The 25,624-nt window shown below is 71.0% G+C and carries 26 protein-coding genes and 3 pseudogenes; 12 read left to right on the top strand and 17 right to left on the bottom strand.

Annotation, left to right across the window (positions count from 1 at the left end):
* The first annotated feature begins 13 nt into the window (after nt 1–13).
* The 3 genes and pseudogenes from QFZ82_RS03450 to QFZ82_RS03435 all read left to right on the top strand — a co-directional run bounded on the left by QFZ82_RS03450 (nt 14) and on the right by QFZ82_RS03435 (nt 2,074).
* A complete protein-coding gene (locus QFZ82_RS03450) occupies nt 14–1,018 on the top strand; it encodes an ABC transporter substrate-binding protein (RefSeq protein ID WP_307711691.1) in 1,005 nt (334 codons plus the stop codon).
* 411 nt (nt 1,019–1,429) lie between these two features.
* Nucleotides 1,430–1,669, top strand: a complete 240-nt coding sequence (locus tag QFZ82_RS03440; RefSeq protein WP_307711690.1) for a gas vesicle protein — start codon at nt 1,430–1,432, stop codon at nt 1,667–1,669.
* Nucleotides 1,659–2,074 (top strand): annotated as a pseudogene (locus QFZ82_RS03435) (gas vesicle protein K). Before QFZ82_RS03440 ends, QFZ82_RS03435 begins: the two are co-directional and overlap by 11 nt.
* Here the strand turns inward: QFZ82_RS03435 and QFZ82_RS03430 are convergent.
* The gene (locus tag QFZ82_RS03430) at nt 2,025–2,195 is read right to left on the bottom strand and encodes a hypothetical protein (protein ID WP_307717983.1); all 171 of its coding nucleotides are present in this window, start codon (nt 2,193–2,195) and stop codon (nt 2,025–2,027) included. The pseudogene QFZ82_RS03435 and the gene QFZ82_RS03430 overlap by 50 nt on opposite strands.
* Before the next feature lie 380 nt (nt 2,196–2,575).
* Between QFZ82_RS03430 and QFZ82_RS03425 the strand changes: the two are divergent.
* Nucleotides 2,576–3,132: pseudogene (locus QFZ82_RS03425) on the top strand (DUF3291 domain-containing protein).
* 275 nt (nt 3,133–3,407) lie between these two features.
* Here QFZ82_RS03425 and QFZ82_RS03420 read toward each other — a convergent pair.
* Nucleotides 3,408–3,890 (bottom strand): MarR family winged helix-turn-helix transcriptional regulator, encoded by a 483-nt coding sequence (locus tag QFZ82_RS03420; RefSeq protein WP_307711688.1) that lies wholly within the window; start codon nt 3,888–3,890, stop codon nt 3,408–3,410.
* Nucleotides 3,891–4,026: 136 nt separating this feature from the next.
* Between QFZ82_RS03420 and QFZ82_RS03415 the strand changes: the two genes are divergently transcribed.
* Nucleotides 4,027–5,052 (top strand): zinc-binding dehydrogenase, encoded by a 1,026-nt coding sequence (locus tag QFZ82_RS03415; RefSeq protein WP_307711687.1) that lies wholly within the window; start codon nt 4,027–4,029, stop codon nt 5,050–5,052.
* A 238-nt stretch (nt 5,053–5,290) separates the two neighbouring features.
* On the opposite strand, the gene QFZ82_RS03410 is transcribed toward QFZ82_RS03415, so the two are convergent.
* The 11 genes from QFZ82_RS03410 to QFZ82_RS03360 are packed head-to-tail and all read right to left on the bottom strand — an operon-like array spanning nt 5,291 to nt 15,337.
* On the bottom strand, nt 5,291–6,307 hold the full coding sequence (locus QFZ82_RS03410) for an aromatic ring-hydroxylating dioxygenase subunit alpha (protein WP_307711686.1): 1,017 nt from the start codon (nt 6,305–6,307) through the stop codon (nt 5,291–5,293).
* Between the two features lie 2 nt (nt 6,308–6,309).
* On the bottom strand, nt 6,310–6,534 hold the full coding sequence (locus tag QFZ82_RS03405; RefSeq protein WP_307711685.1) for a recombinase-like helix-turn-helix domain-containing protein: 225 nt from the start codon (nt 6,532–6,534) through the stop codon (nt 6,310–6,312).
* Nucleotides 6,535–6,583: 49 nt separating this feature from the next.
* Complete coding sequence (locus QFZ82_RS03400; RefSeq protein ID WP_307711684.1) at nt 6,584–7,519, bottom strand: PDR/VanB family oxidoreductase; 936 nt, start codon at nt 7,517–7,519, stop codon at nt 6,584–6,586.
* A gap of 35 nt (nt 7,520–7,554) precedes the next feature.
* On the bottom strand, nt 7,555–9,180 hold the full coding sequence (locus QFZ82_RS03395) for a thiamine pyrophosphate-binding protein (protein ID WP_307711683.1): 1,626 nt from the start codon (nt 9,178–9,180) through the stop codon (nt 7,555–7,557).
* A gap of 9 nt (nt 9,181–9,189) precedes the next feature.
* Complete coding sequence (locus QFZ82_RS03390) at nt 9,190–9,978, bottom strand: SDR family oxidoreductase (protein WP_307711682.1); 789 nt, start codon at nt 9,976–9,978, stop codon at nt 9,190–9,192.
* Between the two features lie 18 nt (nt 9,979–9,996).
* Complete coding sequence (locus QFZ82_RS03385; RefSeq protein ID WP_307711681.1) at nt 9,997–10,752, bottom strand: SDR family oxidoreductase; 756 nt, start codon at nt 10,750–10,752, stop codon at nt 9,997–9,999.
* On the bottom strand, nt 10,745–11,266 hold the full coding sequence (locus QFZ82_RS03380) for a cupin domain-containing protein (protein ID WP_307711680.1): 522 nt from the start codon (nt 11,264–11,266) through the stop codon (nt 10,745–10,747). The genes QFZ82_RS03385 and QFZ82_RS03380 overlap by 8 nt, the downstream gene beginning before the upstream one ends.
* Nucleotides 11,267–11,281: 15 nt before the next feature.
* A complete protein-coding gene (locus tag QFZ82_RS03375; protein WP_307711679.1) occupies nt 11,282–12,070 on the bottom strand; it encodes an alpha/beta fold hydrolase in 789 nt (262 codons plus the stop codon).
* Nucleotides 12,067–12,864, bottom strand: a complete 798-nt coding sequence (locus tag QFZ82_RS03370; protein ID WP_307711678.1) for an aspartate dehydrogenase domain-containing protein — start codon at nt 12,862–12,864, stop codon at nt 12,067–12,069. Before QFZ82_RS03370 ends, QFZ82_RS03375 begins: the two co-directional genes overlap by 4 nt.
* Entirely contained in the window at nt 12,861–13,823 is a 963-nt protein-coding gene (locus QFZ82_RS03365) for a VOC family protein (protein WP_307711677.1), read from the bottom strand. The genes QFZ82_RS03370 and QFZ82_RS03365 overlap by 4 nt, the downstream gene beginning before the upstream one ends.
* A gap of 29 nt (nt 13,824–13,852) precedes the next feature.
* A complete protein-coding gene (locus QFZ82_RS03360; RefSeq protein WP_307711676.1) occupies nt 13,853–15,337 on the bottom strand; it encodes an aldehyde dehydrogenase family protein in 1,485 nt (494 codons plus the stop codon).
* A gap of 303 nt (nt 15,338–15,640) precedes the next feature.
* On the opposite strand from QFZ82_RS03360, the gene QFZ82_RS03355 reads away from it, so the two are divergent.
* From QFZ82_RS03355 to QFZ82_RS03345, 4 genes and pseudogenes are all read left to right on the top strand, one after another.
* A complete protein-coding gene (locus tag QFZ82_RS03355) occupies nt 15,641–17,005 on the top strand; it encodes an MFS transporter (RefSeq protein ID WP_307711675.1) in 1,365 nt (454 codons plus the stop codon).
* A 171-nt stretch (nt 17,006–17,176) separates the two neighbouring features.
* Nucleotides 17,177–17,716: a MarR family winged helix-turn-helix transcriptional regulator gene (locus QFZ82_RS03350; protein ID WP_307711674.1), complete on the top strand. Its 540-nt coding sequence runs from the start codon at nt 17,177–17,179 to the stop codon at nt 17,714–17,716.
* Nucleotides 17,717–17,766: 50 nt separating this feature from the next.
* Nucleotides 17,767–17,952 (top strand): annotated as a pseudogene (locus tag QFZ82_RS39655) (RICIN domain-containing protein); the annotation flags it as partial.
* A 67-nt stretch (nt 17,953–18,019) separates the two neighbouring features.
* Nucleotides 18,020–19,141, top strand: coding sequence for a M20 family metallopeptidase (locus QFZ82_RS03345; protein WP_373429393.1), 1,122 nt, complete (start codon nt 18,020–18,022; stop codon nt 19,139–19,141).
* Between the two features lie 35 nt (nt 19,142–19,176).
* On the opposite strand, the gene QFZ82_RS03340 is transcribed toward QFZ82_RS03345, so the two are convergent.
* Nucleotides 19,177–19,740: a hemerythrin domain-containing protein gene (locus QFZ82_RS03340; protein ID WP_307711672.1), complete on the bottom strand. Its 564-nt coding sequence runs from the start codon at nt 19,738–19,740 to the stop codon at nt 19,177–19,179.
* A 369-nt stretch (nt 19,741–20,109) separates the two neighbouring features.
* Here QFZ82_RS03340 and QFZ82_RS03335 point away from each other — a divergent pair, with 369 nt between their 5' ends.
* Entirely contained in the window at nt 20,110–20,601 is a 492-nt protein-coding gene (locus QFZ82_RS03335) for a lamin tail domain-containing protein (RefSeq protein WP_307711671.1), read from the top strand.
* A 189-nt stretch (nt 20,602–20,790) separates the two neighbouring features.
* On the opposite strand, the gene QFZ82_RS03330 is transcribed toward QFZ82_RS03335, so the two are convergent.
* Nucleotides 20,791–20,958 (bottom strand): hypothetical protein, encoded by a 168-nt coding sequence (locus QFZ82_RS03330; RefSeq protein WP_307711670.1) that lies wholly within the window; start codon nt 20,956–20,958, stop codon nt 20,791–20,793.
* 359 nt (nt 20,959–21,317) lie between these two features.
* Here QFZ82_RS03330 and QFZ82_RS03325 point away from each other — a divergent pair, with 359 nt between their 5' ends.
* Nucleotides 21,318–21,917 carry a dihydrofolate reductase family protein gene (locus tag QFZ82_RS03325; protein ID WP_307711669.1) on the top strand — a complete coding sequence of 200 codons (600 nt, stop codon included), beginning with the start codon at nt 21,318–21,320 and terminating at the stop codon, nt 21,915–21,917.
* A gap of 61 nt (nt 21,918–21,978) precedes the next feature.
* Here the strand turns inward: QFZ82_RS03325 and QFZ82_RS03320 are convergent, their stop codons facing one another.
* Together QFZ82_RS03320 and QFZ82_RS03315 are read right to left on the bottom strand one after the other, a co-directional pair.
* A complete protein-coding gene (locus QFZ82_RS03320) occupies nt 21,979–22,242 on the bottom strand; it encodes a hypothetical protein (protein ID WP_307711668.1) in 264 nt (87 codons plus the stop codon).
* 161 nt (nt 22,243–22,403) lie between these two features.
* Complete coding sequence (locus tag QFZ82_RS03315) at nt 22,404–23,627, bottom strand: serine hydrolase (RefSeq protein WP_307717605.1); 1,224 nt, start codon at nt 23,625–23,627, stop codon at nt 22,404–22,406.
* Nucleotides 23,628–23,964: 337 nt separating this feature from the next.
* Between QFZ82_RS03315 and QFZ82_RS03310 the strand changes: the two genes are divergently transcribed.
* Nucleotides 23,965–25,596 carry an FAD-dependent monooxygenase gene (locus tag QFZ82_RS03310; RefSeq protein WP_307711667.1) on the top strand — a complete coding sequence of 544 codons (1,632 nt, stop codon included), beginning with the start codon at nt 23,965–23,967 and terminating at the stop codon, nt 25,594–25,596.
* Nucleotides 25,597–25,624: the final 28 nt, after the last annotated feature.

Genomic DNA, 25,624 nt, shown 5'->3' with positions numbered 1-25,624 from the left:
GATGAGGAGCACCATGATCCACGCCCTGCGACGCGCGGCCCTCGCCACCGCGCTCACCCTGAGCCTGACGGCGTGCGGCGCGCATGTCGCACCGACGCCCCAGGCGAAGGGCAACGGCCCGGTCACGCTGACCAACTGCGGTCGCCAGGTGACGTACGACAAGGTCCCCGAACGGGTGGTCACCAACGACGTGGGCATCACCGAGATCATGCTCGCCCTCGGTCTGGAGGACCGGATGGCCGGCTTCGTCATGCCGGACGACAAGGGCGACCTGACCGGCGTTCCCTGGAAAACCGGCTACGACAAGGTGACGTGGCTCTCCAAGGACCGGATCACCAAGGAGGTCGTCCTGGACGCCCGTGCCGACCTGGTCTTCGCGGGCTGGAACTACGGCTTCGGCGAGGACAACGGCCTGACACCGGACGCGCTGCGCAAGGTCGGCATCAGCTCGTACGTCCTCACCGAGTCCTGCCGCAACGGCCGCGACAAGGCACGGGGCATCATGCCGCCCCTGGAGGCGCTCTACACCGATCTCGGCAACCTCGGAAAGCTCTTCGGCGTGGAGGAGCGGGCGCGGAAGCTCATCGCGGACTTCCGCCGGCAGATCGGCGCCACCGAGGCGAAGGCGCCCAAGGGGGCGGACCGGCCGACGGTCTTCCTCTACGACAGCGGCGAGGACAAGCCCTTCACCTCCGGCCGCTTCGCCGCGCCGGACGACATCATCACCAAGGCCGGCGGCGACCACATCATGAAGGACCTGAAGGACTCGTGGACGACAGTGGGTTGGGAAACCGTCGTCCAGCGCGACCCCGACGTCATCGTCGTCAACGACTACGGCGACACCACCGCGGAGCAGAAGAAGAACTTCCTGCTCTCCTACCCGCCGCTCGCCCAGGTGTCGGCGGTCAAGAACCGGCGCATCTTTGTGCTGGACTACGTCGACCTGGTGGAAAGCCCCCGTAATCCGGCGGCCGTCACGGCATTCGGCGCCTACCTGCGGTCGGTGACGCCTCGCTGAGACCGGCTGTGTGCCCCCGGCCGGGCCGGCCCTGTCCCGGCGTCAGGCGGCCGGGTCGAGCCGTACGCAGCACCGGTCCGGGGCGGGGGCGAGGCCGGCCGTGAGGGTTTCCTCGCCGAGCCCGTGCAGCATGCCGCGCAGGAGGTGCAGGTTCATGCCGACATCGCGCTGCGCGACTTCGGCCTGCTGCTCGGCGCGGTCGCGCTGGCAAGGCTCGCCCAGCGGTACCACGGCGACGGGCGGGGGCGCTGACGCGCCAACGCGTCCGCGGGCCCCGAAGCGGTCCCGCGGACCGGTCGCCGGTGGCTCACTCCTCGTGGGCGTGCGTGTCGAGGTGACGGGACCGTGGGCGCCGTACTCGTTCGCCAGGCCCGCCGCCGGTTCCGACGACTCCACGGGCGGTGCGGCGCCATGACCGAGCCCCGGGACCTCCCAGAACCGGAACCTCTGCACGGGCGGCAGGTCGCGCTCATCGACCTGCTCGACCGGCTGCTCAGCGGCGGGGCAGTCATCACCGGTGACGTGGTCCTGTCCGTCGCATACGTCGATCTCGTACGCGTCTCGCTGCGTGCCCTGATCGTTTCCATCGGCCCCGAGAACCCGTCTCCCTGGGCGATACCCGCCGCTTCGCGGGACAGTCATGACGTCTGAGGACCGGGACCCGGCCAGGAATCGCCTCGACGAGGTGGCGGACGCCGCGGCCCGCGCCTTCCACCTGCTCCCCGCGACACCACGCGACCTGCCGCCGGCCGGAGAGGAACCACCGGCGCGGACCCCGTCACGCCGGATCACCGCCGACCCCGACACCGTGGAACGGGGCCTGGTCAGACTGGTCCTCACCCTGGTCGAACTGCTGCGTCAGCTCATGGAGCGCCAGGCGATGCACCGGGTGGACCAGGGGGACCTCAGCGAAGAACAGGAGGAGCGGCTCGGGGCCACCCTCATGATCCTGCACGACCGCATGACGGGTCTGTGCGCGCCCAGTACGGGCTGACCATGGACGATCTCAACCTGGATCTCGGGCCGCTCGGCCCGCTGCTCCCGCCCTCCGACTGACGCCGGTGCGGTCCGCGTGGCGGGGCGTGCGGGTGGTGGCGGTCATGTAGTCCTCGTAGCGATCGAGCACGAGGAGCAGACCCAGCAGCAGCAGGGGCAGGAACAGAGCGACGGCTATCACGGCGGCCTCCCCGGAGGCGAAGAAAGCGTCCTTCTTTCCGGGTAGCCCCGCTGGAGCGGGTCGAGCACGGTGCGCTGTGAGGATCGTGTGATGATGCGCGCACGTTGTGAAGGACGCCCTGCCCGGCTCCGCGCGCTGTGACGCCCCCGCAATGACCTGTGCAAGAGGCCACTTGGACAGGGAAAACGCAACTTCGACATGGCCCGCAGAGGCAGCTACCGTCACCTGGTCTTCGGCGATCGCCCACGGTCGCACAGGAGTTCCTTCAGGCTGAGCCACCCGCGACGGGATGAGCTGGTCACGCCCCAGGAATCCTCGCCCCCATGCCCAAGCCACCGAACCGGGTCCACACCAGGCACCCCCCAACCAGGGAGAGACGCATGCCCCATCTTGCGCTGTACACATTCGGCGTCCTGAAGTCACCTCTCGCCGATCCCGCACCTCTCACGCGCGAGTTCTACGACATGGGTGAGGCCGTCTATCGGAAGATCAGTCAGCACCCCGGGTACCTCGCGCGTGCTGAAGCGGCAGGCGGTGACCGGGGCATGCTCTTCGAGGCGGACTGGGGTGCATGGGGAGAGTTCGCCGTACCGACCTGGTACGGCAAGGGCCGTACGGTGGAAACCACCGCCCTGGCCGCGACACTCTCACTCTGGACCGACCTGCGCCCCGCCTTCGACGCCGTCTACACCGGTCTGCACCGTGAGGCGCTGAACAGGCGTTACGACTGGTTCGAGAGGACAGGGCACCCGAATTACGTGTGCTGGTGGGTCTCCGACGGCGTGATACCGACCTGGCAGGACGGGGTCTCCAGGCTGGAACACCTCAACGACCACGGCTCCGCGCCGCACGCCTTCACCTTCCACCACTCGTTCGCCCCGGAGGGACTCCGACCAGGATCAAAGGCATCGGGCCGAAGGGCGACCAGGTTCGCTGACAAGGAAGCCTGAACGCCTGGGTTCGCTGTCAAAACGCCTCGATTGAATGACGGCGAACAGATGCGTCTGCGCTACGGCGGATCCGGCCAGAACCTGGGGCTTCGCCCTCTACCCCGCGAGCACCCATGAGTACCAAGACGCCATCCTGCCCACCAGCGGCTTCGCCGGCACCCCCGAAGACGCCCTCGACTGCGACTGCGGCCTCTACCTCACCGACCCCAGCAGGACCCCGCACCACACGCAACACATGCTCCACAGTCAACCCTCGAAGGATTTACGGAGCCGACCACTGAGCCACCACCGGCCGCCCGGTGCGGCGGGCCACCGCGTCACCCGACTTCTGGCCGGCGACGAGGGCGCGCAGGAAGCCGAGTACAGCATCGACGTCGTGGCCCTCCGTGGCCGAGGCGATGTGTGCGTGCAGGTCCGACTCGACCGCGGCGACGGCCCGGGCCGTCTCGTGGCCGGCCGGGGTGAGCGTGAGCTGGACCTGGCGGCGGTCGCGGCTGCCTTCCTCGCGGCGCACGAGTCCCGCCGTGACGAGCCGGTCGAGCAGGCGGCTCGGGTTGCTTCCGCTCTCGCACACCAGCAGCGCGCCGAGGCCCGACAGACTGAGCGGCTGCCGCTCGGCGAGCAGACGCAGGACTTCCGCCTGGGCGGGGGTGACCCCGAGCGGCCGCAGTCCGTGGGCGAGTTGGCGGTTGCCCTCGCGCTGTGCGGCCAGGACGAGGAAGCGCAGTTCTTCGGCCGGCTCCATTGGTGCAAGGCTCCCGGTGTCGGTGGACGGAAGCAAAAGATTACACGGCATTCATCTGTCTGATCGATGCGCGGAGGAGGTCGGCGAGGCAATTATGTGTCGTGTAACCTAGTGACACGACATGGAAGGTGGGCAAATGAACGAGATCCCGTACCGGAGGATCGTCGCGACGCGGTTCGGCGGACCCGAGGTGCTCGAACCCGTGGAAGCGACCCTCCCCGCACCGCCCCCGGGGTACGCGCGGCTGAAGGTGCTGGCCGTCGGAGTCGGCTTCACCGACCTCATGGCCCGCAGCGGCGACTATCTGCTCCAGCGCAAGGCACCGTTTACACCCGGCTACGAACTCGTCGGCGAGGTCACCGACTTCGTGCTCGACGGACCCCGGCCGCAGTGGCTGCGGGAGGGCGCGCGCGTGGCGGTCGCACTGACCAGGATGGCCGCGTACACCGAGTACGTCAGCCTGCCGATGTGGCAGCTGGTGCCACTCCCGGAGGGGCTGGACCCGCTCACCGCGGCAGCCGTGCCGCTGGACTGGCTCACTGCGCTGAGCGTGCTGGAGACCCACGGCCGGGTCCCGGCCGGGGGCGCCGTCCTGATCCATGGGGCGAGCGGGGGAGTGGGGCGGGCGCTGAGCCGGCTGGGCGAGCTGCGAGGCCTGCGGATGTACGGCACCGCGTCCGCCGCCGGCAGCGAGGAGCGGCTCGCCCGGCACGGCGTGACGTTCATCGACTACCGCCGCCAGGACTTCGAGGCCGTCGTCCGCGACCGCGAACCGGGCGGTGTGCAAGCCGTGTTCGACCACATCGGCGGCGTCAACCTCACGAAGGGCCACCGCCTGCTGGCACCGGGCGGGGTGCTGGTGAGCTATGCGTTCTCCGGGCGCCCCGGTCGCATGGCCGCCGACACCGTGCGCGGCGCGATGCGCGTGAAGCTCATGAACCTGCGGCCCGGACGCCGCACCGCGCTCAGCATGGTGCCGCACGAGATCAGGTCGGACCACGCCTGGTACCGCGGCAGCCTGGAGCGTCTGCTGGACATGGCGGACCGAGGTGTCATCGATCCGGAGATCGGCACGGTCCACCCGCTGATGAAGGCCGCCGACGTCCACGCGGCCCTGGAGCGGCGAGAGATCACCGGCAAGGTGATCCTGACGGTGGACTGATCCGCTCCCGGCCCCGAGGACGCCATTCCATCTTCCTGCGCGCGCACCCTTCCGTAGAGGCCGGGGTGCTCGGTCGCCCAGGCTGTCGGGTGCCGGCGAGCGTCAGGGCGCCGGGCCCGTCGGGGCCGCCCTCGACCGGGCGGCCCCGACGGTGTGGACGGCGTCGACATGAGCCTCGGCGCGACCGGCAACCGCAGCAGCGGCGTGCTCGGTGCGCTCGGCGCGGGGGACCGGCCGCTCAGGTCCCGGCGGACGACTGGGCCTCGGCCGCGGCCCGGTACAGCCGGCGCAGCCGGACCACACCGAGGTCGTGCTGGTACAGGTTCTCCTGCTGGTCGGCGTCCGCCGGCATGGACTCCAGCATGACGCGGTCCTGTTCGAGGACCTCCCAGTGCCGCTTCTCGATCAGCGTCCTGTAGAGGAAGCGCCAGGAGTCGCGCTGCCAGTCCTGGACTCTGCGGTAGCGCCAGAAGAAGACGCCGCTGCGCTCCGCGTCCACCGGGCACACCATGCCGACGATGCCGAACGGGCCGCCGGGGCCGGCCGAGGGCGGGTACGGGATGGACAGGTCCACCCAGTCCACACCCGTGCGGCACAGCTCGACCCAGTCGAAGTTGACGCCCCGCTGGTCGGTCTTCTCGAAGAAGTAGCCGCGGTCGGTCTCGCGGATGCGGAACCTGGCCGTGGTGTCACCGTCGAACATCGTGTGCGACTCGTGGTGCAGGAAGGCCCCGTGCATCGGGTCGAGCAGGTTCTCCACCGCGTACCGCCACGGCACGTTCCACTCGGCGTAGCACAGGAACGCGTCCGTCGCCGGGTCGGTGAGCGGATCGGGGAGGGTCAGCGGCACGGGCTCGGGGTGCTCCTCGTCGCCGAAGTACGCGAGCACCGCGCCCGCGACCTCGCGCACCGGCAGCGAGGTGACCAGCTTCTTGCCCTCCAGGTTGCACCCGGGCAGCCCCGGCACGGAGGAGACCGTGCCGTCCGTCTCCACCTCGACGCCGTGGTACCAGCACGCGACCCGGTCGCCGAGGTGCTTGCCGAGGGACAGCGGCGCACCGCGGTGCGGGCAGCGGTCGGCCAGCATCGACAGCGTGCCGTCGGAGCGGCGGAACAGGAGCCACTGCTCGCCGAGAGCCGTGACCCTGCGCATGGCTCCGGGGGCGACGAAGTGCGAGGGGACGACGGCGTGCCATTGGTTGCGCAGACCGTTGGCGTAGATGTGGTCCGCGGAGGCGGTCGTCGACAGCGTCATGGTCAGGCTCCCAGTCGGTGCATCTCGGCGACGAAGGACTGCTCGGTCCACTGCTCCCCGTCGGGGGCGTGGACCTTCCGGGCGTTCAGCCCCTGGACGACATCGGCCAGTTCATGGCCCTCCGTCGTGTAGACCTCCTCGAGCGTGGCGGCCAGCTTGTACTCGTAGGGGCTCGGTTCGTGCGTACGGCTCTGGTGGATCTCCAGATACGGCCAGGTGTCGGTCACGGTGTCTCCAGTGCGGGAAGGAAGGGGGAAAGGGGCGAGAGCACAGCGGTCAGAGGTCGAGCACGAGACGGCCGGAGGCGCACCGGGAGACGCAGATCATCATCGTGGCGCCCGCCGCGTGCTCGGCCTCGCTCAGCAGGAAGTCGCGGTGCTCCGGCGTGCCGTCGAGGACCCGTGTCTCGCAGGACCCGCAGATGCCGTCCCGGCACGAGCTGTTCACGCTGAGCCCGGCGGCCTCGGCGGCGTCGAGGATCGAGGTGTCCGCGCCGACGGTGAGCGTCAGGCCCGACGCATGGCACTCGACCTCGAAGCCCTGGTCGTCCTGTGTGCGCTGCACGGCCGGCGCGGCGAAGCGTTCGAGCCGCAGTATCCCCTCCGGGCAGCGCTGCTCGACGGCGCTCAGCAGCGGCTCGGGGCCGCAGGCGTAGACCAGCGTGCCCTCGGGCAGCCCGGACAGCGCGGCGTCCAGGTCGATGTGTCCCTGCTCGTCCTGCGGTACGAGCGTGATGTCCCCGCCCAGCGCGGCGAGTTCCGCGGTGAAGGCCATCGAGCCACGGGTGCGGCCGCCGTACACCAGCCGCCATGCGGCGCCGCGGCGGGCCGCCTCCCTGGCCATCGCCAGCAGCGGCGTGATGCCGATGCCGCCCGCGACGAACACGTAGCGTTCGGCGTCCTCCAGGGCGAAATGGTTGCGCGGCTTGGAGACGGCGACCTGCTGGCCGGGGCGGAGCGCGGTGTGTACATGGCGCGAACCGCCGCGTGAGGCAGGCTCGTTCAGCACACCGATCCGGTAGCGGTCGGCGGACTCCGGGTCGCCGCACAGGCTGTACTGCCTGACGTGACCGCCCACATGGACGTCGATGTGGGCGCCGGGCGTCCACGCCGGCAGCGGCTTGCCCTCCGGGTGGACCAGCTCCACGGAGAGGACGCCGTCCGCCTCCCACGTCATGCGGTGGACGACCAGCCGCAGCGAGTTGTCGCTCATGACCTGCTGCCTCCTGAGTGTCTTACGGGAAGGGCCTACTGGCCGGGGATCCGCACGGGTGGGGTGAAGGGGTTCTTCATCGGACCGAGCGCCGCGAGGTCGACCTCGACGAGCGTCGGCCCGTCGGACGCGACCGCCCGGCCGATGACTGCCTTCGCCTGCTCCGCAGCGGAGATCCGCAGATACGGCAGGGCGCAGGCGCGGGCGAGGAGTGCGAAGTCGGGCGTGGCGAGGTCGACGCCGGAGCGGCGCTCGCTGTACCGGTCCTGCATGTTGCGCAGCACGCCGTAGCCGCCGTCGTTGAAGACGATCAGCGTGAGCCGGGGCCGTTCCTGCGCGAGGGTGAGCAACTCGCCGAGGTGGACGGCGAGTCCGCCGTCACCGGCGAACACCACGGTCGGCGCGCCGGGCCGGGCGAGCGCCGCGCCGATGCCCATGCCGAGCCCCTGGCCGATGCCGCCGCCGCGCGGGAAGACGTTGTCCCGGGGGTCGTACAGCTCCAGCAAGCGGTTGCCCCAGCTGCTGGAGGGGATGGTGACGTCGCGGGCGACGACCGCCTCACGGGGCAGCGCGGCCCGTATCGCGTCGCAGATCGCGGCCTGCGGACCGATGCCGTCGTGCAGGTTCGCCCGCACCTCGGCGCGCACGGCGGTGACGCGGTCGCCCCAGCCCGGCTCGGAGGGACGGGCGTGCGGCAGCAGGCGGGCCAGTGTGGCGGCGGCGTCGCCGTGCAGGGCGTGGGCCACGGGGTACACACGGCCGAGCGCGGCCTCGTCGACGTCGATCTGGATGTGCGCCGCAGGCAGCTCCAGCGTGTAGTCGGCGGTCTCGTTGGAGCGGAAGTGCGTGCCGACCGTGAGCAGCAGGTCGGCGTCCGCGAGCAGCGCGCGCACGGCCGGAGCGGTGGCGAAGTTGCCGATGACCCGTCCGTGGTCCTCGGGCACCGTGCCGCGTCCCGAGTTGGACGTGACGAGTCCCGCTCCGGTGACCTCCAGGAGTGGGGACAGTGCGTCGCGGGCGCCCGTCGCGCCGCCGCCGGCCCAGATCAGGGGGCGGCGGGCACGGGTCAGGAGGGCGCCGGCGGCCGCCAGTTCACTCTCCGTGGGCGCCGGAACGGGTCGCGCGGCGATGGCGGCAGGGGTGTCGGACTGCGCCGCGTACTGGAGGTCGATCGGCCACTCCACACTCGCCGGGCCGCCCGGCGCGGCGAGTGCCGCGTGCGCCGCCTCGCGCAGGATCCGGCCGGCGCGTTCCGTGTCCGGCACACTCGCCGCGAAGGCCGACACGGCGGTCAGCATGCCGAGCTGGTCCTTGGTCTCGTGGATGAAGCCGCGGCCGCTGCCGAGGAACGCGCTCTCCACCTGTCCGGTGACGTGCAGCACGGAGCTGCCCGCGCTCAGGGACTCGATCAGCGAGCCGGCCGCGTTGCCCGCGCCGGTGCCGGTCGAGGTCAGCGCGCAGCCGAGGGTGCCGCGGGCCCGCCCGTAGGCGTCGGCGGCGTTCACGGCGGACGCCTCGTGCCGCACGGGGACGAACCGCAGATCGCGGTCGACGGCCTCGACGAGCGGCAGATTGTGCACGCTGACGATGCCGAACACGGTGTCGATGCCGAGTTCGCGCAGGACGGCGACGAGGAGATCGCCTCCGTTGTCGTAACGCATGGTGTCTCCTCAGAGGATGGAGCGGCCGATGCCGCCGCAGACGTCGATGCTCGTGCCGGTGATGTACGAGGCGCGGGGCGAGAGCAGGGCGACGACCGCGTACGCGACCTCATCGGCCCGGCCGAGGCGTCCGAGCGCGACGCCCCGGTCGGCGGCCAGTTCCGCCTGCCAGTCCCCGTAGGCCGTGCCGGAGCCGGCGGCGGCATGGCGGCGGGTCCACTGGCCGGTGTCGATGAGGCCGAGGCACACGGAGTTGACCCGGATGCCGTCACCGGCCAGTGCGGCCGACAGGGACTTGGAGAGGTTGAGGATGCCGGCGCGGGCGGCGCTGGTGGTGATCAACCGGGTCTCCGGCTGCTTGGCGAGGACCGCGTTGATGTTGACGACGCTCGCCGCGCCGGATGCGGCGAGATACGGGCGGGCGGCGTGCAGCGGGTTCAGCACCCCGGCGAACTTCAGCTCCAGCTCGTCGCGCCAGTCGTCGGCCGTCGAGTCGTCGAGTCCCTTCATACGGGACTGCCCGGCGTTGTTGACCAGTCCGTCGACGCCGCCGAACTCCTCGGCGGTGCGCCGGACGAAACGGCTCACGGCAGCGGCGTCCCGTACGTCGCACACCCCGGTCAGCAGGCGGTCGCGTCCGGCGCCGGTCCGGTCGGCGGCCCTGGCCAGCCGGTCGGCGTCACGTCCGCACGTGGCGACGCGGGCGCCTTCGTCGAGCAGGGCGCGGACCGTGGCCAGGCCGACGCCCGAGCTGCCGCCGGTGACCACGATCGTGCGATCGGCGAGGCCCAGATCCATCAGTGGTTCTCCTGCACTTCAGTTCATGGTGAAGCCGCCGTTGACGGCGATCACCTGTCCGGTCAGATAGCGGGACTCCTCGCCGAGCAGGAAGGAGACGATCCCGGTGACGTCGTCGGGCTGCTGCGGCCGGGAGACGGCCCGGTTCACGCGGTAGAGGTCGTGCCGCTCGGCGGGCACCGTCTCGGTGGCCTCGCACTCGGTGAGCCCGGGGGCGACGGCGTTCACGGTGATGCTCCGGTCGCCGAGTTCGCGGGCCATCGCCCGGGTGAGCGCGATGACCGCGCCCTTCGACGCGATGTAGTGGGCGAGGCGTACGGACCCGTACAGGGCGGCGTCCGAGGCGATGTTGACGATCCGGCCCGGGCCGGTGAACAGCGGGTACAGCGCCTTCGACACCAGCCAGGGGCTGCGTGCGTTGACCGTCATCAGCCGGTCCCACACCTCGATGTCGATGTCCTGGAACTCCTTGCCGCCCACGCCGTTGGCCAGTGCCGCGTTGTTGACCAGCCCGTACAGCGGGCCCAGCCCGCGCACGGCGGCGGCCAGCGCGTCGACGGAGGCGGGGTCGGCGACGTCGCAGCCCACGAAGTGGGCGTCGACGCCCTCCGCGCACAGCTCGGCGACGGCGCGCTCGCCCCGCTCCCGCTCCAGCTCGGCGACGACGACCCGGAAGCCGTCGGCGCCGGCCCGGCGGGCCATGGCCAGTCCCAGGCCACGGCCCGCCCCGGTGACGACGACGGTGCGCACACCGGCCGACGGCTCCTCAGCCACGGGTGACACCGTGCATCGGCGAGTACGCGGGGTACGTCGGCACCTGCGGCTTCTGCGTGCCGATGACGACGCAGAACAGGGCGTCGGTGTCGCCCTCGTTCTTCAGCGAGCGGGTCACACCGGCCGGGACGACGATCATGTCCCGGTAGCCGAGCGTGCGGTACTCGACCTCGTCCGGACCGCGGTGGATGCCGACCCGGACCTCGCCCTCCAGGACGAAGAAGGCCTCCTCGACGTCGTGGTGCGTGTGGGCCGGGCCCTCGGCGCCGGGCGGCAGCAGCATGTTGGAGAAGGTGAAGCCGCCGGACGGGAGGATGCGGCTGTCGTTCTCGTGGTTGCCGGTGGCGCCGGAGCCGACGTAGCGGATCTGGCCGCGGCGGTACTGCGGGCCGGCCTTCTCCTGGAAGGAGAGCGTGTCGAAGTCCGCCACGCGGGAGTCCCTGGTGGCGATGAGCGAGTCGGTGTACGCGGCGAGGTCGCCGCCGTTGTCGTACGCGGTGGTGGTCAGAGGCATGGTGACTACTCCTGATTACTCGGGGATGCGTGCGGTGATACGGAGGTGGGAGAGCAGCCAGGCGTTGAAGCGTCCCGGCTGTTCCTGATTGGCCAGGTGACCGGCGTCCTTGACGATCACGTAGGCGGTCCTGGGGACGGATCCGGCGATGGCCTGACTGGCCTCGGGGCCGGTGACCGTGTCCTGGTCGCCGCAGAGCACGAGCGTGGGTACGGCGACGGTGGGCAGTTCGACGCGCAGGTCGGCCGAGGCCATGGATTCGGCCGCGTACGCGTAGCCCGGCAGCCGCACCGAGTCCGCCATGGTGTCGACGACCCGCCGTACCAGATCGTCCGGTGCGCCGGGCGACACCAGCCGCGGGCCGCGTGCCTCGGCGAAGGCACGGGGGCCGAGCTCGGCCAGTTCGACGGCCCGCGCCCTCATGCCCTCGGCCTTGGCCCGGTCCGTGCCGGAACCGGGGCTGGAGTCGGCGACGATCAGGGAGGTGACCAGGCCGGGGTGGCGGGTGGCCAGCCGCAGCGCGATCACGCCTCCCCAGGAGACGCCGAGGACGTGGGCGCCGGTGCCGCGTTCGCGGATGACGGCGGCGGCGGCGTCCGCGAAGTCGTCGAGGGTGAGGGCGGTGGCGGGGTCGGGGGACTTGCCGTAGCCGGGAGCGTCCCAGGCCACGACCCGGAGACGGGCCGAGAGTTCGGCGAGCTGAGGGGCGAAGGCCGCCGAGGACGATCCGATGCCGTGCAGGCACAGCAGCAGCGGTCCCCGGTCGCCGGCCTCCTCGACGTGGACGTCGGCGAGCGCGCTCACAGGATCTGTCCCGTCCGTCCGGCGAGCGCCGCGAGGCTGCGCAGCACCGCGTGGGGCACGACCTGGCTGGTCGCCGGATTGCCGGGGTCGGGACGGTGCGCGACCTCGAAGCGGTAGGCGCCGTGCGGTCCCGACGCCTCGACCACGTGCCGGGTCAGGTGCGCCGAGGGGTCGGCGACGACCCGGACCCGCACGGCGTCCAGGTCCCCGACGGCCAGCGCGACCGACGCGGCCACGTTCGTCGACTTGGGGAACTTCGCGGGCACCTCGCGGGCGGTGCCCGACATGACGTCGACGGGCCCGGTCGCCGTCCGCATCCGGTGCAGCAACTCCTCGCTCATCCAGGGCTGTTCGAGCGTCGCGGGAAGCTTCGTGGTGGTGAGGCGGACCTCGTCCAGCGGGCCGAGGCAGCGTGCCGCCTGGAGCAGATCGAGTCCGCCGACCGCGCCGCCGGTGAAGTACACCCGGCCGGGCCCGGCCGCGAGCAGCCGCTTGGCGAGCTCGTCGTCCGTGAGCGCCCCGGTGGAGGCGACGAGCAGGTCGGTGCCGGATGCGAGCACCCGCTCGCCCCACTCGCGGACGACGCCCTGGCCGGCGGCCTCCACGATCAGGTCGCAGAGTTCCAGCGCCTCCTCGAAGGACGCCTGCCGCACGGGGCAGGCCCCGCCCAGGGGACGGTTGTCGACGACGCACACCAGCTCTGCGCCGCCCAGCTGCCCTTCGGTGAGCGCGGTTCCGACGACCCGGCCGATCGCTCCCCAGCCGACGACGCCCACCTTGCGTACGGTGCTCATGCGGCGTTCTCCTCGGTGTGCTCGGGTGCGTGTGCGTCGACGGGGGCGAGGGGGCCGGGGTCCGGCGCGCCCGCCATGTGGCAGCGGATCTCCTTCGACGGCGGACCGGCGGTCCCCCACAGGTCCGACAGTTCCGGGACCCGCCGCCACACCCGGGCGATCCAGGCGTCCTCGACGATCTGGGCGACCTCGGAGGTGTACTCGCAGACGAGGCCGGACGGGTCGGTGAAGTAGGAGAAGGTGTTGTTGCCGGGGCCGTGCCGGCCGGGGCCCCACTGGGGGGTGATGCCGTGATGGCGCAGCCGGCCGAGGCCCCGCATGAAGTGGTCGACCGAGGGCATCTCGTACGCCACGTGGTTGAGCGAGGTCCACTCGGCCTGGTTGAAGGCGATGCAGTGGTGGTCGGCGTTGCAGCGCAGGAACGCCATCTGGTGCTCGGACCAGTCGGACACGCGCAGTCCGAGCACGTCGCAGTAGAAGGCGACGGCGGCGTCGATGTCGGTGGTGTTGAGCACGGCGTGCGTGACGCCGACGGGCACCGCGGCATCCCGGCCGCGCGGGACGACCGCCTCGACGTGCGCGCTGATCTCGATCAGACGCTGTTCGGGGTCGGTGAACCGGAGCCCGTAGCCGCCGCCGGCCTGCTCCAGCGGACCGGGCCCGTGGACGGGGACGATGCCGCGGGCCTCGAGGCGGCGGGCGGCCTCGTCGACCTCGGCGGGGGTGGCGACGGCGAACGCGATCCGGCCGAGACCGACCCGCTCCCGCGCGGTCAGGTGCAGGACGTGGTGCTCGTCGCCCGTGCCGCGCAGCCACCGGGCGCCGGAGTCGGACTCGACGGTCGTCAGGCCCCAGACCTCCTCGTAGAAGCCGGCGGCCTCGGTGAAGGCGGGCGTGTGCAGCTCGACGTAGCGCAGGGAGCGGAGCCGGGCGATCGGTCCGGGCGGTGGGTGATGCATGAGTCTCTCCAGGAGGCAGGCGTACCAGGTCAGTTGGCCCAGGGGAGGGGCGTGTCGGAGGTGCTCCAGTACAGGGACTTCTGGCGCTGGTAGGCGCGGATGGCGTCGCGGCCCTTCTCCGTGCCGAGGCCGCTGTCCTTCCAGCCGCTGAACGGGGTGGAGGCGCTGAACTGCTTGTACGTGTTGATCCAGACGGTGCCCGCATCGATCCGGCGCGCGAGCCGCCACGCGGCCCGCGCGTCACGGGTCCAGATGCCGCAGGCCAGCCCGTACACGGAGTCGTTGGCCTGGCGGACGAGGTCGTCCTCGTCCTCGTAGGGGAGGGCCACGAGGACCGGGCCGAAGATCTCCTCCTGGCAGGTACGGGAGGTGTTGGGCAGGCCGTCGAGGACGGTCGGCAGGTAGTACGCCCCGTCCCGGTAGCGCTCGCCCTCGGGTGCACTGCCGCCGCACAGCACGCGCGCGCCCTCGGCACGGGCGAGGTCGACGTACGCGGCGACGGCGTCGCGGTGGTGGTGGTGCACGAGCGGGCCGACCTGGGTGCCGGGCTCGGTGCCGGGCCCGACGCGCAGTCTCCGCACCCGCTCGACGAGTTCGCCGACGAAGGAGTCGTAGATCTCACGGGCAACGAAGAGGCGCGAACCGGCGATGCAGGACTGTCCGCTGGACGAGAAGATCCCGAACATCACTCCCGCCAGGGCCTGTTCGGTGTCGGCGTCGGCGCGCACGATGGTCGGCGACTTGCCGCCCAGTTCCAGCGAGGCGGGGATGAGCTTGTGTGCCGCGACGGCGGCGATCGACCGGCCCGTCTCGGTGCCGCCGGTGAAGCCGATGCGGGCGACGAGGGGGTGGCGTACGAGGGCGTCACCGACCACGCGGCCGCTGCCCGGCAGCACGGAGAGCAGCGCGCGGGGCAGGCGGAACTCGTCGAGTGCCTGGGTGATCAGCCGGCCGAGGGCGAGGGAGACGAGCGGTGTCCAGGCAGCCGGCTTCAGGAGGACCGCGTTGCCGGCGGCGAGGGCGGGGGCGATCTTCTGTGCGTCGCTGGCGACGGGGGAGTTCCAGGGGTTGATCGCGCCGACGACACCGATCGGTTCGTGCACGCCCATCGTGAGGTACGCGCCGCGGGACGGCGTCACCGTGTCCTCGGCGGTCTCCAGAGCGGCCGCCGTGTAGCGGAAGGTGCCTGCCGCGCTGAGTGCGAGGGCCCTGGTCTCGGCGAGTGTCTTGCCGGTGTCGGCGGTCTGCAGCGCCGAGAGCTCGTCGGCGGCCTCTTCGGTCAGCTCGGCGATCCGGTGCAGGAGCCGGGCGCGCTCGTGGGGGAGCAGGTCTCGCCAGGACGGGTCCGCCATGGCCTTCGCCGCGGCCTCGGCCGCTTCGGCGACCTCGTCCGCGGACGCGGAGTGGACGGTGGCGAGGGGGCGGCCGGTCGCCGGGTCGACGGTGTCGACCGGCTCGCCGGCGCCGCGCCGCCACTGGCCCGCGATCAGGATGTCGGTGGGGAAGCGGGACACGGATGGACCTCCGGGCGCGGCGGTGGGAAGGGCGGGACTGCGACGGCGGACAGGACCCGAACGGGGGCCTGTTGCTTCGGTGTCCGCAGCTGTCGAAGTGCTAGAAATCTAAGGGCTTAAATTCTTTGGCGCAAGACCCCCGAGGTGGATTCGTTGCAAGGGGCATCTCGAGCACGGGGTTGTCGTTCCGTGAACCGGCAGTCGGCCGGGTGGCTGTCAGATTACTAAGCTCTTAACCATTGACCGCTTAGATACGGCCACCTACTGTCTCCGCAACTCCTCTGTTGGCGGAAGGACCCCTCCATGACGACTGTGGCCGGCAAACAAGCCGCCTGCTCCATAGCCGCGAGACTCGAACGACTGCCGCACTCGCGCTGGCACGTCAAGGTCCGATTCCTGATCGGCGCCGTCACCTTCTTCGAGGCGTTCGACCAGTTGCTCGCCGCCTCCGCACTGCCCGTTCTGATGAAGGAATGGAACCTGACCACCGGGCAGGCCACCTTCGCCGTCACCTCCGCCTCCATCGGCATGCTGCTCGGCGCCCTGGCCGCCGGCTGGATGGGTGACCGGATCGGCCGCGTCCGCACGGTCGCCCTCGGTGTCGCCGTCACGGGCCTCGCGAGCCTCGCGGTCGCCTTCTCCGGAGGCATCGAGACCTTCTCGCTGTTCCGGTTCGTCCAGGGACTCGGCATCGGCGGTGTCGTCCCCGTCGCCGCGACCTACATCAACGAGATCGCCCGGTCCGACAAGCGCGGCCGGTTCGTCCTGCTGTACGAGATGATCTTCCCGGCCGGCCTCGCGGCGGCCACCCTGGTCGCCGTATGGGTCGTCCCCAACCTCGGCTGGCGCGCCATGTTCGTGATCGGCACGCTCCCGGTGCTGATCGCCGCCGTGCTGCCCCGCCAGGTCGAGGAGTCCCCGCGCTGGCTGCTGGCCCGCGGCCGCACCGAGGAGGCGGAGGCGGCCATCGCCCGCATCGAGGCCGCGGTCGCCCGCGCCACCGCCGAACCGCTGCCCCAGCCCGCGGCCACCGTCCCCGAGGCCACCTCCCGCGGCCGGCTGCGCGACCTGTTCCGAGGCCGGTACCTGCGGCGCACCGCGGTGCTGTCGGGACTGTGGTTCGTCGCCTACTACGTCAACCACGGCATCTCCACCTGGCTGCCGTCGCTCTACACCAGGCAGTTCGGCCTGGATCTGACCACGGCCCTCGTCTACACCCTGCTCAGCAACGTCACCGGTCTGCTCGGCACGTTCGTCGTCGCCCTGCTGATCGACCGGATCGGCCGCCGCCCCGCGCTGGTGGCCGCACTGACGGGCACCATGCTCTCGCTGGGCGTGCTCGCGCTGGCCGGCGCGGCCTCGGGCGGCCAGGTCGCCGTCTTCGCCTCCTGCACGACCTTCTTCCTGTACGCGGTCAACGCGGGGCTCTACCTCTACTCGCCCGAGCTCTACCCGACGGACAACCGGGCCAAGGGAGCGGCGTTCGGCGGACTGTGGAACCGGCTCGGCGTCATCGTCGGACCTGTCGCCGTCGGCGCGGTCATCGGCGCGGGAGGCAGCCTCTCCCTCGTCTTCGCGCAGCTCGCGGCCGTGGCCGCGCTGGGTGCGGTGATCGCCTGGTTCGCGGTCGAGACCAAGGGCAGGACGCTGGAGGAGCTCAACTCCTGACAGCCGGCGGTTCCGGCGAGGGTCGGGTGGCCGGGAGCGTGATCACCGCTCCCGGCCACCGGCTGGTCCCCTCGGCCTCCGCGGCCCGGACCGTCACCTCAGCGGTAAGATTCTCAGGGCCGTGAGAAGTCGGGACGGGCGTGCCGGCGGGGGGCGTACGAGGGGATGAGGATGGCTGCATCGAGGCCGGCGGACCGGGACGCCGTGGCGCAGGTGATCGAGGACTGGGCGCGTGAACGGCCGGAGCTGGATACGAGCCCGCTCGAGGTTCTCGCCCGGCTCCACCGCTCCTTCCTGCGCTACAGCACCAGGCTCACCGCGTCCATCGAGCGCCACGGCCTGTCCGTCGCGGGCTTCGACGTGCTGACCGCGCTGCGGCGGTCGGGGAAGCCGTACCGCCTGACGGCGGGGCAGCTCGCCGACACCGGGCTCGTCTCGTCGGCGGGAGTGACGCTGCGGATCGACCGCCTGGAGAAGGACGGCCTCATCATCCGTGAAAGGGACGCGGACGACCGCCGGGTCGTCTACTCGCGTCTCACCGACAAGGGGCTCGCGACGGTGGACACCGTGTTCTCGGAGCACCTCGACAACGAGAGCCGGATGCTCGCCGGACTCTCACCGAGCGAGCGCCGCCAGCTCGCGCGGTTGCTGCGCAAGCTGGAGAGCTCCATTCTCGCCTCCGACGAGGAAGAGGCCGGCTCGGCGGTGTGAAGCCGGACAGCCGACGGCGTCGCGGGCTGTCCGGGCCCGTAGCGCGCCGGTCGGAACGGGTCCCGTCAACAGGCGGCGACGGCACCTGGAGCGTCGTCAACGCCGCCCACCGGCGGACTCCTCGAAGTCGGCGGCCAGCCACGCACGAAGCAGCCGCGATCACGACCTGGCAGCCCAACTCGGGTTCCGGACAGCGCTGGAGGCTCACCGACGTGACTTCGGCCGACGGGGGCTGACAGCCGACTCCCGGGGCAGGTGGGCCGCGTTCCGTCCCGGCGCACGAAGTACTCTTGCGCCGTGACGATGCACCAGAGCGCCGATGTGAGCGTCGACGCGATGATCGAGGACCTGAGGGCACTCGTCGAGACCGAGTCTCCCTCGCGCGATCTCGACGCCTTGAGGGCGTCGGCGAAAGCCGTCGCCGCTCTCATCGAGAGCCGGCTCGGCGGGCAGGCCGTCCTTGTCGAGAGCGAGGCCGGGCCGCATGTCCACTGGTCAGCCGGTGGCGACCCCAAAGTGCTGATCCTCGGTCACCACGACACGGTGTTTCCGCTCGGAACCCTTGAACGCCGCCCGTTCACGGTGGAGAACGGGCACGCCACCGGCCCCGGGGTCTTCGACATGCTGGGCGGTGTGGTCCAGGCCGTTCACGGGTTGGCCACGCTGGCCGACCGGTCGGGCGTCGAGATCCTGGTGACGGCCGACGAAGAGGTCGGTTCACGCTCCTCTCGTGCGCTCGTCGAAGAACGAGCCCTCGCCTGCGACGCCGTCCTCGTGCTCGAAGGCGCCGCTGACGGCGGCGCCCTGAAGACCGGCCGCAAGGGGTGCGGCACGTTCGAGGTCTCCGTCACGGGCCGGGCGTCGCACGCGGGCCTTGAGCCCGCGGCCGGGATCAACGCCCTGATCGAGGCATCGCACCAGGTACTGGACATCGCGGCGCTCTCCCGACCCGACATCGGCACGACGGTCACCCCGACCGTCGCGTCCGCGGGAACCCTGGACAACGTCGTTCCCGCACAGGCGACCGTCGTCGTCGACGTCCGGGTCGAGTCGGCCGACGAGAAGGAACGCATCGAATCCGCGTTCGCGGCACTGACTCCTCATCTCGACGGGGCGGAGATCACGGTGCGGGGAGCTGTCGGCCGGCCACCGATGCCCGAGTCGGCGTCGGCCGAGCTCTTCGCGGTGGCGAAGAAGCTGCTTCCCGGCCTCGAAGGCACGGCCGTCGGCGGCGGAAGCGACGGAAACTTCACGGCCGCGCTGGGCGTGCCGACACTCGACGGCCTCGGAGCAGTCGGAGGCGGCGCCCACGCCGACCACGAGTACCTGGTGATCGAGGCCATGGCCGAGCGGGCGAACCTGGTCGCCAAACTGGTGCACGCGCTGCGGAACACAGAGGAGAACGAGAGCACGCGCGACCTGTGAGCGATCGCATGAGGCCGTGATCCGCGGCCTCCGGGTCAGCTGGGGTGGCCGCGGCCGGTGAGCAGCTCGCGCAGGTGGTCGACCATGCTGGCGCCGGGCGCGAGGATCTTGTTCGCCGGCGGGCTGTCGGGAGCGGACGGGTGCGGCCGGGACGGGGCAGCCTTCTTCGCGGAGCGGATCTTCTCGCCGAGTTCGTCGAGCGCGGTGGCGGGGCAGGCGTCGGCCAGCAGGGGAAAGAGGCGGTTCTCCTCGTCCTGGACGTGGGAGGTGACCGACGTCCTGAGGTGGGCGAGGAGCGTGTCGAACCGGTCGTCGACGGGCCGGCAGCTCTCCAGTTCCTTGAGCATGCGCTCGACCTCGGCGTGGTCGGCGAGCTCCTTGTCGGCCAGGTCGTCGCCGCCGTCGACGTACCGGCGCACCGCCGGGTAGAGGTGCTCCTCCTCGGCGACCGAGTGCCGCACCAGCTTCAAGGTGAGCCGGTCGGCCAGCTCCCGTCGCCTCGGATCGGCTGTCGGCAGCCCATCGATCTTCTCGAACAGCGCATCGACCTCGCGGTGGTCCGCGGTCAGTTCCTCGATGACGTTTCCGCCGTGTCCCATGACGCCTCCCTGTCCTTGTGACGGGCACCGGCCGCACCGGTTCCGGACGAAGCGGTGACGTTGTCCGCGGCGACGCGCGGCGAGCCGAGCCCACACAACCGTTACCCCGCCGCCCACGGTCGGCGGAGAGCCCAATCGGGTCACATTCCGTGCCGGTGCAGCGGTGGGCGGGTGACCTCATCACCTGACGTCGGGCTGCGCGGCGTCGGTCCACGCGTCCCGGCCGCCGCTCGCGCTGCGGCCGATCGGTTGGGGCGCATCCGGAATCGTCCGGGATAAGAACTTAGATAAGAACTTGAAACGCTAACAAGCGACTCGTCGTGTCTGTAGGCTTCTGCCGCTCATCACACTATTGAGGGGGGACCTCACGTGCGCATCCATGCCGTCATCGCCGCTGCCGTCACGGCCGGAACGCTCGCCGCTCTGACCGCGAGCCCCGCCCAGGCCGCCGAATACTCCTCCGCGCTCAAGCTCCGCGGCGTCCAGTACGACGCACCGGGCACGGACTCCAACAGCTGCTCGACCGGCAACACCCGCGAGGAGTACCTGACCATCAAGAACTACTCGTCGTCGGCGACGGTCAACCTCCGGGGCTACTACGTCAAGGACGCCGCCGGCAACCGCTTCACCTTCACCGCCAACCACTACCTGCAGCCCGGTGACTACGTGAAGCTCCGCGGCGGCAACGGCACGGACTCCGACGCCGGCAACGTCGTCTACCGCGACAACTGCAACTTCATATGGAACAACGACCGGGACACGATCTACTTCTACAAGCCTTCGGGCAGCGGCGCCGACGTGCACTCCTACACCAAGAGCGTGAACGACCGCGACGGCAACGGCTACATCACGTTCCACTGAACCGTGACCGCTGCCGCGAGCCGTCCGCTCGCGGGCTCCCACTGCGCCGAGCAGGGCCCACGGACCGGCAGCCGGGGCCGCGCCGATCGTCGCGGCGGGGAGGCACGGGGAGGTCCGCGTGGCGCCCGATCAGGGCGCCACGCGACTGCGGGCGGGGCCCCCGGCCGGCCCCGGGCCCGCCGCGTCATGTCATCCGTGGCGGCTGACGATCTCCCGCATGGCGGACAGCGCGTTGTCCCGCTCTGCCGCGTCGTCGTACCCCTCGGCGGTATCGCGGTGCTCGACGAGTGCCTCGGGTGTGAACTCCCGGCCGAACAGGTAGTCGTCGAGGCAGTAGTCGAACCCGGACTCGCTCATGGGGTCCAGATCCTCCTGCGCGCAGTGGTCCAGGAACCCTTGGGCGGCCCGTCACTGCGCGCCGTCGAACCAGAACACGCCGCCGGCGCAGTGGATCGCTGCCGGCTCCCCGACGGGCGTCGGCGAGCATACGGTCGATCCGGTCCCGCTCCGCGGTCCGCCCTTGAAGGCGCGAGCCATTCCACCGTCCCGGCGGGGGACATGGTCGACGGCTTCTCCGCCGCCGGACGTCAACAGCGGGTGTGCGTACCCTCGTTGACGTCACTTCGCTTCGGCCGGGAAGCCGATGCGAGGCAGCGCCTGACGGCACGTCGGCCTCATGAGGTTCCACACGACCAACGGACAACGTAAGGGTTCTTGTGCGCAGACTCGTCTATTACATCGCCTCCACCATCGACGGTTTCATCGCGGGACCGGACGGTGCCGACCCCACCGGACCGGACGGCTTCTGGCCGATCCCCGAGGACTACGTGCAGCACCTCGTCGCCGAGTACCCGGAGACCCTCCCCGGCCCGGCCCGGGCCGCGCTGTCCGTCACGGCGGGCGGCACACATTTCGACACCGTTCTCGAAGGGCGCCGCTCCTACGAGATCGGTCTCCACGCCGGCGTCACCGACGCCTACCCGCACCTGCGGCACCTGGTGTTCTCCCGCACCCTGACGGAGAGCCCCGACCCCGCCGTGGAACTCGTCGCCGGGGATCCGGTCGCGAAGGTACGGGAGCTGAAGCAGCAGGACGGCAAGGACATCTGGCTGCTCGGCGGTGGCGAACTGGCCGGCGCGCTCTACTCCGAGATCGACGGGCTGATCGTCAAGCTGGGCCCGCTGACCATCGGTACCGGGATACCGCTCTTCTCCCACAAGGCCGGTTTCGATCCGCGTGGTTGGGAACTCACGGGCCACACCGCCCTGAAGAGCGGGGCGGTCTTCCTCACCTACGCCCGGAAGTCCTCGGCGTAAGACCCCTGACCAAGTGGGGGAGACGTCCCGTTGGCCCTGAACGTCGGCATGCGCCGGCGGCTCAGGGCCGTGGTGCTCTCTCGCCGTGCACGGCGGTGTACTCGGCCGCGAGCCAAGGCCCCAGGTCGTCGATGAGCAGGCTCAACACCATCGGGTCGGCCGACGAGGGCGTGCGGCCGATGGCCGAGGCCAGGCGCATCTGCTCGCGGCGCTGCGGGTAGTAACGGCCGAAGAGTTCGGCCGACTCCCCGAGGTCGCTGGTCCAGCCGCCCCAGCGGGGCATGACCAGGGTGAAGCCGCTGCGCACGATCTTGCGGCCGACCATCCGGCTGAGCGCCTTGCGGCCGGCCTCCGTGGCGGCGGCACACCGCTCAGCGCTCCTTCCCGTGCGATGGTCCCGTCGCTCTCCAGCCCTCGTCCGCTCATGGGCTCACTGTGCCTCGTGCCGTCGCGTCGCCGCCACGCGGACGAGGCGGCCTGCCGTCCCTAGGACGTCGGCGACGGCGACGGACGGGGCGTCACGACCGGGATGTTGAACACGTTGTCGGGGGTGACGATGCGGGTGATCGCCTCGCCGAAGAGGGTGCTGGGCTCCGTGTTGTCGTGCAGGACGTCCGTGTTGAGGAGCACGACCAGCGTGGCCTGCGACTCGGGAAGGTAGATGGTGAGGGACTCGTAGCCGGGCAGGGAGCCGTTGTGGCCGATCCAGCCCTGGATGTCGAAGATGCCCAGCCCGTAGCCGGCACCCGGAATACTCGTGGGCTCCGTCTTGAGGCGCTGCTCCTGCGTCTCGCGGGACAGCAGGGTGCCAGTGGCGACGGTACGCGCCCACCTGCGCAGGTCCCGCAGGTCGGAGACCATCGCTCCGGCCGCCCAGGCCCAGGAGGGATTCCAGTCCACGGTGTCCTCGACCTTCCCCGAGGCCGTCTGATTGGTGTAGCCGTGGGCGTGCGGGCTGGGGAACTCGGCGCCGGCGGGGAAAACGGTGTGGCGCAGCCCGGCCGGCTTCACGACCCGCTGGTCGATGAACTCGTTCAGCGGCATGCCACCGGCCTTCTCCACCACCAGGCCGACCAGGATCAGGTTGGTGTTGCTGTACTCGAACCTCTCACCGGGCTGGAACTGCACCGGGTGTTCGAAGGCGTAGTCCAGCAACTGCTGGGGGGTGAAGGGCTTCTTCGGATCCGACTCCAGTGCTTTGACGAAGTCCTCGTCCATGGAGTAGTTGAACAGACCGCTGCGCATGTTCGCCAGGTTGCGCAGGGTGATCTTGTCTCCGTTGGGAACTCCCTTGATGTACTTGTCGATCGGATCGTCCAGACCCACCTTGCCCTCGTCGACCAGTTCGAGCAGTGCGGTCACCGTGAAGGTCTTGGTCTCGCTGCCGATGCGCATGTACAGATTCGGCTCCATGGGGGCGCCGGTGGCCTTGTCGGCGACGCCGAAGGTCCTCACGTAGCTCCCCTTGCCGGGCGCCGACAGACTGACCATCACGCCGGGCACGTTCGCCTCGCGCATGACCTGCCGGACGGCGGTGTCCAGACGCGCGGCGACGGCCGGGCTGAGCTCGGGGAAGTCGTTGTCGCCGGAGACCGACGCGGAGACCGACGGCCCCAGCGCCGGTGCGACGCCGTACGCGCTTCCCGTGGACAGCGGCACCGTCAGCATCGCGGCCGCGGCCACGGTCACGCATGCCCTGCGCCAGCGCATCTGCGAATACCTCACGGGCAGACCTCCTGCCAGGCGAGGACGTCCGGACGAGGACGTCCTGATCGAGGACATCACTCCTCCTCCACGCTAGGCCCGCCGGGTCGGCCCCGCATGGTGGCACCCGGGTTGCGGGCCTCGCCAAACCGTGCACGCGGTACGCGCCTTGCGGACTGTCGCCGCTTCCGGCCGTTGCCGCGCAGGGCGCTCTCGCAGCCCGGGCCCGGCCGGTGGGCCGGGCGCGCGAGCACAAGTGGCCGGACCCCGCCGGCCGGGTGACCATGGACGGGGCGCAGCCGTGACGTCAAGCGGTGCAGGGCGTCTTCGACGGGAGAGACCAGTGGGGCACACCGACGTGTTGGTGGTCGGCGCCGGGCCGGTCGGGCTCACCGCCGCTGTGGAGTTGCGGCGGCGCGGCGTCTCCTGCCGCATCATCGACAAACTGCCGGCGAGGCTGCCGTACGCGAAGGCCGTAGGGATCCAGCCGAGGACCCTGGAGATCTGGGACCGGATGGGTCTGGCGCGCGCCGCCGCGGACGCCGCCGTGCCGATGCGAGGCCAGTTGACGTACGTCGACGGCGCGGAACACCTGCGCTTCGACATGAAGCTGCCGCCGGAGGTGCCGTACGGTTTCGCCGCGCTCCCTCAGTACGAGACCGAGCGGCTCCTCGAGGAGCACCTCGCCCGCTGGGACACGCGCATCGAGCGCGGTGTGGAGCTGGTCTCGTTCGAGCAGGACGCGGACGGGGTGTGGAACCGGATCGTCACACCGTCCGGCGGCGAGGAGGAGGTCAGGTCCCGCTTCCTTATCGGATGCGACGGCGCGCACAGCATCGTGCGCAAGGCGCTCGGGCTCTCGTTCGAAGGCGGTGCGTTCCCCGAGGATTTCATGCTGGCCGACGTGGAGGTCGACTGGAGTCTGCCGCCCGGTTACGGGGTGCGTTCGACGCATCGGAGGCAGGACGCGCCGGACGACGTCCTCGTGTGCATCCCGCTGCCGGGCCGCTCGCGCTACCGCATGTCCATGCTTGTACCTCCCGAGCTGTCCACGGCCGGACGGACCGCCGACGACGGTGTCGCGCACGGTCTGGAGGGCGACCGGCCCCCGGGGCTCGAACACGTCCAGGCCGTTCTCGACCGGCTCGCACCCGAGCCGACGACCGCAGCGGCGCTGCGCTGGTCGTCCGTCTTCCGCATCAGTCACCGACTGGTGAACCGCTACGGCGCCGGCCGGGTCTTCGTGGCCGGCGACGCCGCGCACATCCATCCGCCGACCGGCGCGCAGGGCATGAACACCGGCATCCAGGACGCCGTCAATCTGGCCTGGAAGCTGGCACTCGCCGTGGCGGGCACCGCGCATCCCCGGTTGCTCGACAGCTACGACGCCGAACGCAGGCCCGTGGGCGAGGAGGTGGTGGGTCGCACGGTGCGTCATGCGACAGCGGGCGGCGTGCAGGCCGATCCCGAGGACCCGGCGACGCTGATATTGCGCGAGGCCCAACTGCTGGTGGCCTACCGGGGCAGTCCGATCGTGGGCCCGAGAGCAGCCGGCCTCCACGGACCCGGCTCCGGTGACCGGGCACCGGACTGCGGTGGCCTCGTCGGCACCGTCGCGAAGTTTCCGGAGCGGCTGTTCGACGTCCTGCGCGGCCACGAGGGCCACACACTGCTGCTGTACGCCGAGGACACGGGGTCCTTCGGGCCGCTTGCCCAACTGGTGGTGGAGACACAACGCCTCACGCACGGCCAGGTGCGGTGCTGTGCCGTTCTGGGGGCCGACGCCCGGCCGGACGGCCTCTTGGGCCTTCCCTCCCGCCACGACAGCCGTGGGGAGTTCCGCCGCCTTTACGCGGCACGGGGCTCCACCGCGTTCCTGATCCGGCCGGACGGCTATCTGGGCCTGCGCCTGACCGCGGCGGACGCACAGAGGCTGGCCGCGTACCTGTCCGGCGTGTTCGGGGCACCGCGCTAGGCGGTGACCGTCGCCAACGCCCGCTTCT

This window comes from Streptomyces sp. V4I23, from assembly GCF_030817975.1.
Lineage (GTDB): Bacteria > Actinomycetota > Actinomycetes > Streptomycetales > Streptomycetaceae > Streptomyces.
This window is presented reverse-complemented; position numbering and strand designations above follow the sequence as displayed.

Coding starts and splice junctions, on each gene's coding strand:
- QFZ82_RS03390 (WP_307711682.1), bottom strand. CDS start 9,978: ATGGATCTGGGCCTCGCCGATCGCACGATCGTGGTCACCGGCGGCAGC.
- QFZ82_RS03410 (WP_307711686.1), bottom strand. CDS start 6,307: ATGACGCTGTCGACGACCGCCTCCGCGGACCACATCTACGCCAACGGT.
- QFZ82_RS03450 (WP_307711691.1), top strand. CDS start 14: ATGATCCACGCCCTGCGACGCGCGGCCCTCGCCACCGCGCTCACCCTG.
- QFZ82_RS03380 (WP_307711680.1), bottom strand. CDS start 11,266: ATGCCTCTGACCACCACCGCGTACGACAACGGCGGCGACCTCGCCGCG.
- QFZ82_RS03355 (WP_307711675.1), top strand. CDS start 15,641: ATGACGACTGTGGCCGGCAAACAAGCCGCCTGCTCCATAGCCGCGAGA.
- QFZ82_RS03345 (WP_373429393.1), top strand. CDS start 18,020: ATGCACCAGAGCGCCGATGTGAGCGTCGACGCGATGATCGAGGACCTG.
- QFZ82_RS03350 (WP_307711674.1), top strand. CDS start 17,177: ATGGCTGCATCGAGGCCGGCGGACCGGGACGCCGTGGCGCAGGTGATC.
- QFZ82_RS03400 (WP_307711684.1), bottom strand. CDS start 7,519: ATGAGCGACAACTCGCTGCGGCTGGTCGTCCACCGCATGACGTGGGAG.
- QFZ82_RS03330 (WP_307711670.1), bottom strand. CDS start 20,958: ATGAGCGAGTCCGGGTTCGACTACTGCCTCGACGACTACCTGTTCGGC.
- QFZ82_RS03315 (WP_307717605.1), bottom strand. CDS start 23,627: ATGCGCTGGCGCAGGGCATGCGTGACCGTGGCCGCGGCCGCGATGCTG.
- QFZ82_RS03320 (WP_307711668.1), bottom strand. CDS start 22,242: ATGGTCGGCCGCAAGATCGTGCGCAGCGGCTTCACCCTGGTCATGCCC.
- QFZ82_RS03440 (WP_307711690.1), top strand. CDS start 1,430: ATGACCGAGCCCCGGGACCTCCCAGAACCGGAACCTCTGCACGGGCGG.
- QFZ82_RS03395 (WP_307711683.1), bottom strand. CDS start 9,180: ATGCGTTACGACAACGGAGGCGATCTCCTCGTCGCCGTCCTGCGCGAA.
- QFZ82_RS03415 (WP_307711687.1), top strand. CDS start 4,027: ATGAACGAGATCCCGTACCGGAGGATCGTCGCGACGCGGTTCGGCGGA.
- QFZ82_RS03420 (WP_307711688.1), bottom strand. CDS start 3,890: ATGGAGCCGGCCGAAGAACTGCGCTTCCTCGTCCTGGCCGCACAGCGC.
- QFZ82_RS03370 (WP_307711678.1), bottom strand. CDS start 12,864: ATGAGCACCGTACGCAAGGTGGGCGTCGTCGGCTGGGGAGCGATCGGC.
- QFZ82_RS03340 (WP_307711672.1), bottom strand. CDS start 19,740: ATGGGACACGGCGGAAACGTCATCGAGGAACTGACCGCGGACCACCGC.
- QFZ82_RS03365 (WP_307711677.1), bottom strand. CDS start 13,823: ATGCATCACCCACCGCCCGGACCGATCGCCCGGCTCCGCTCCCTGCGC.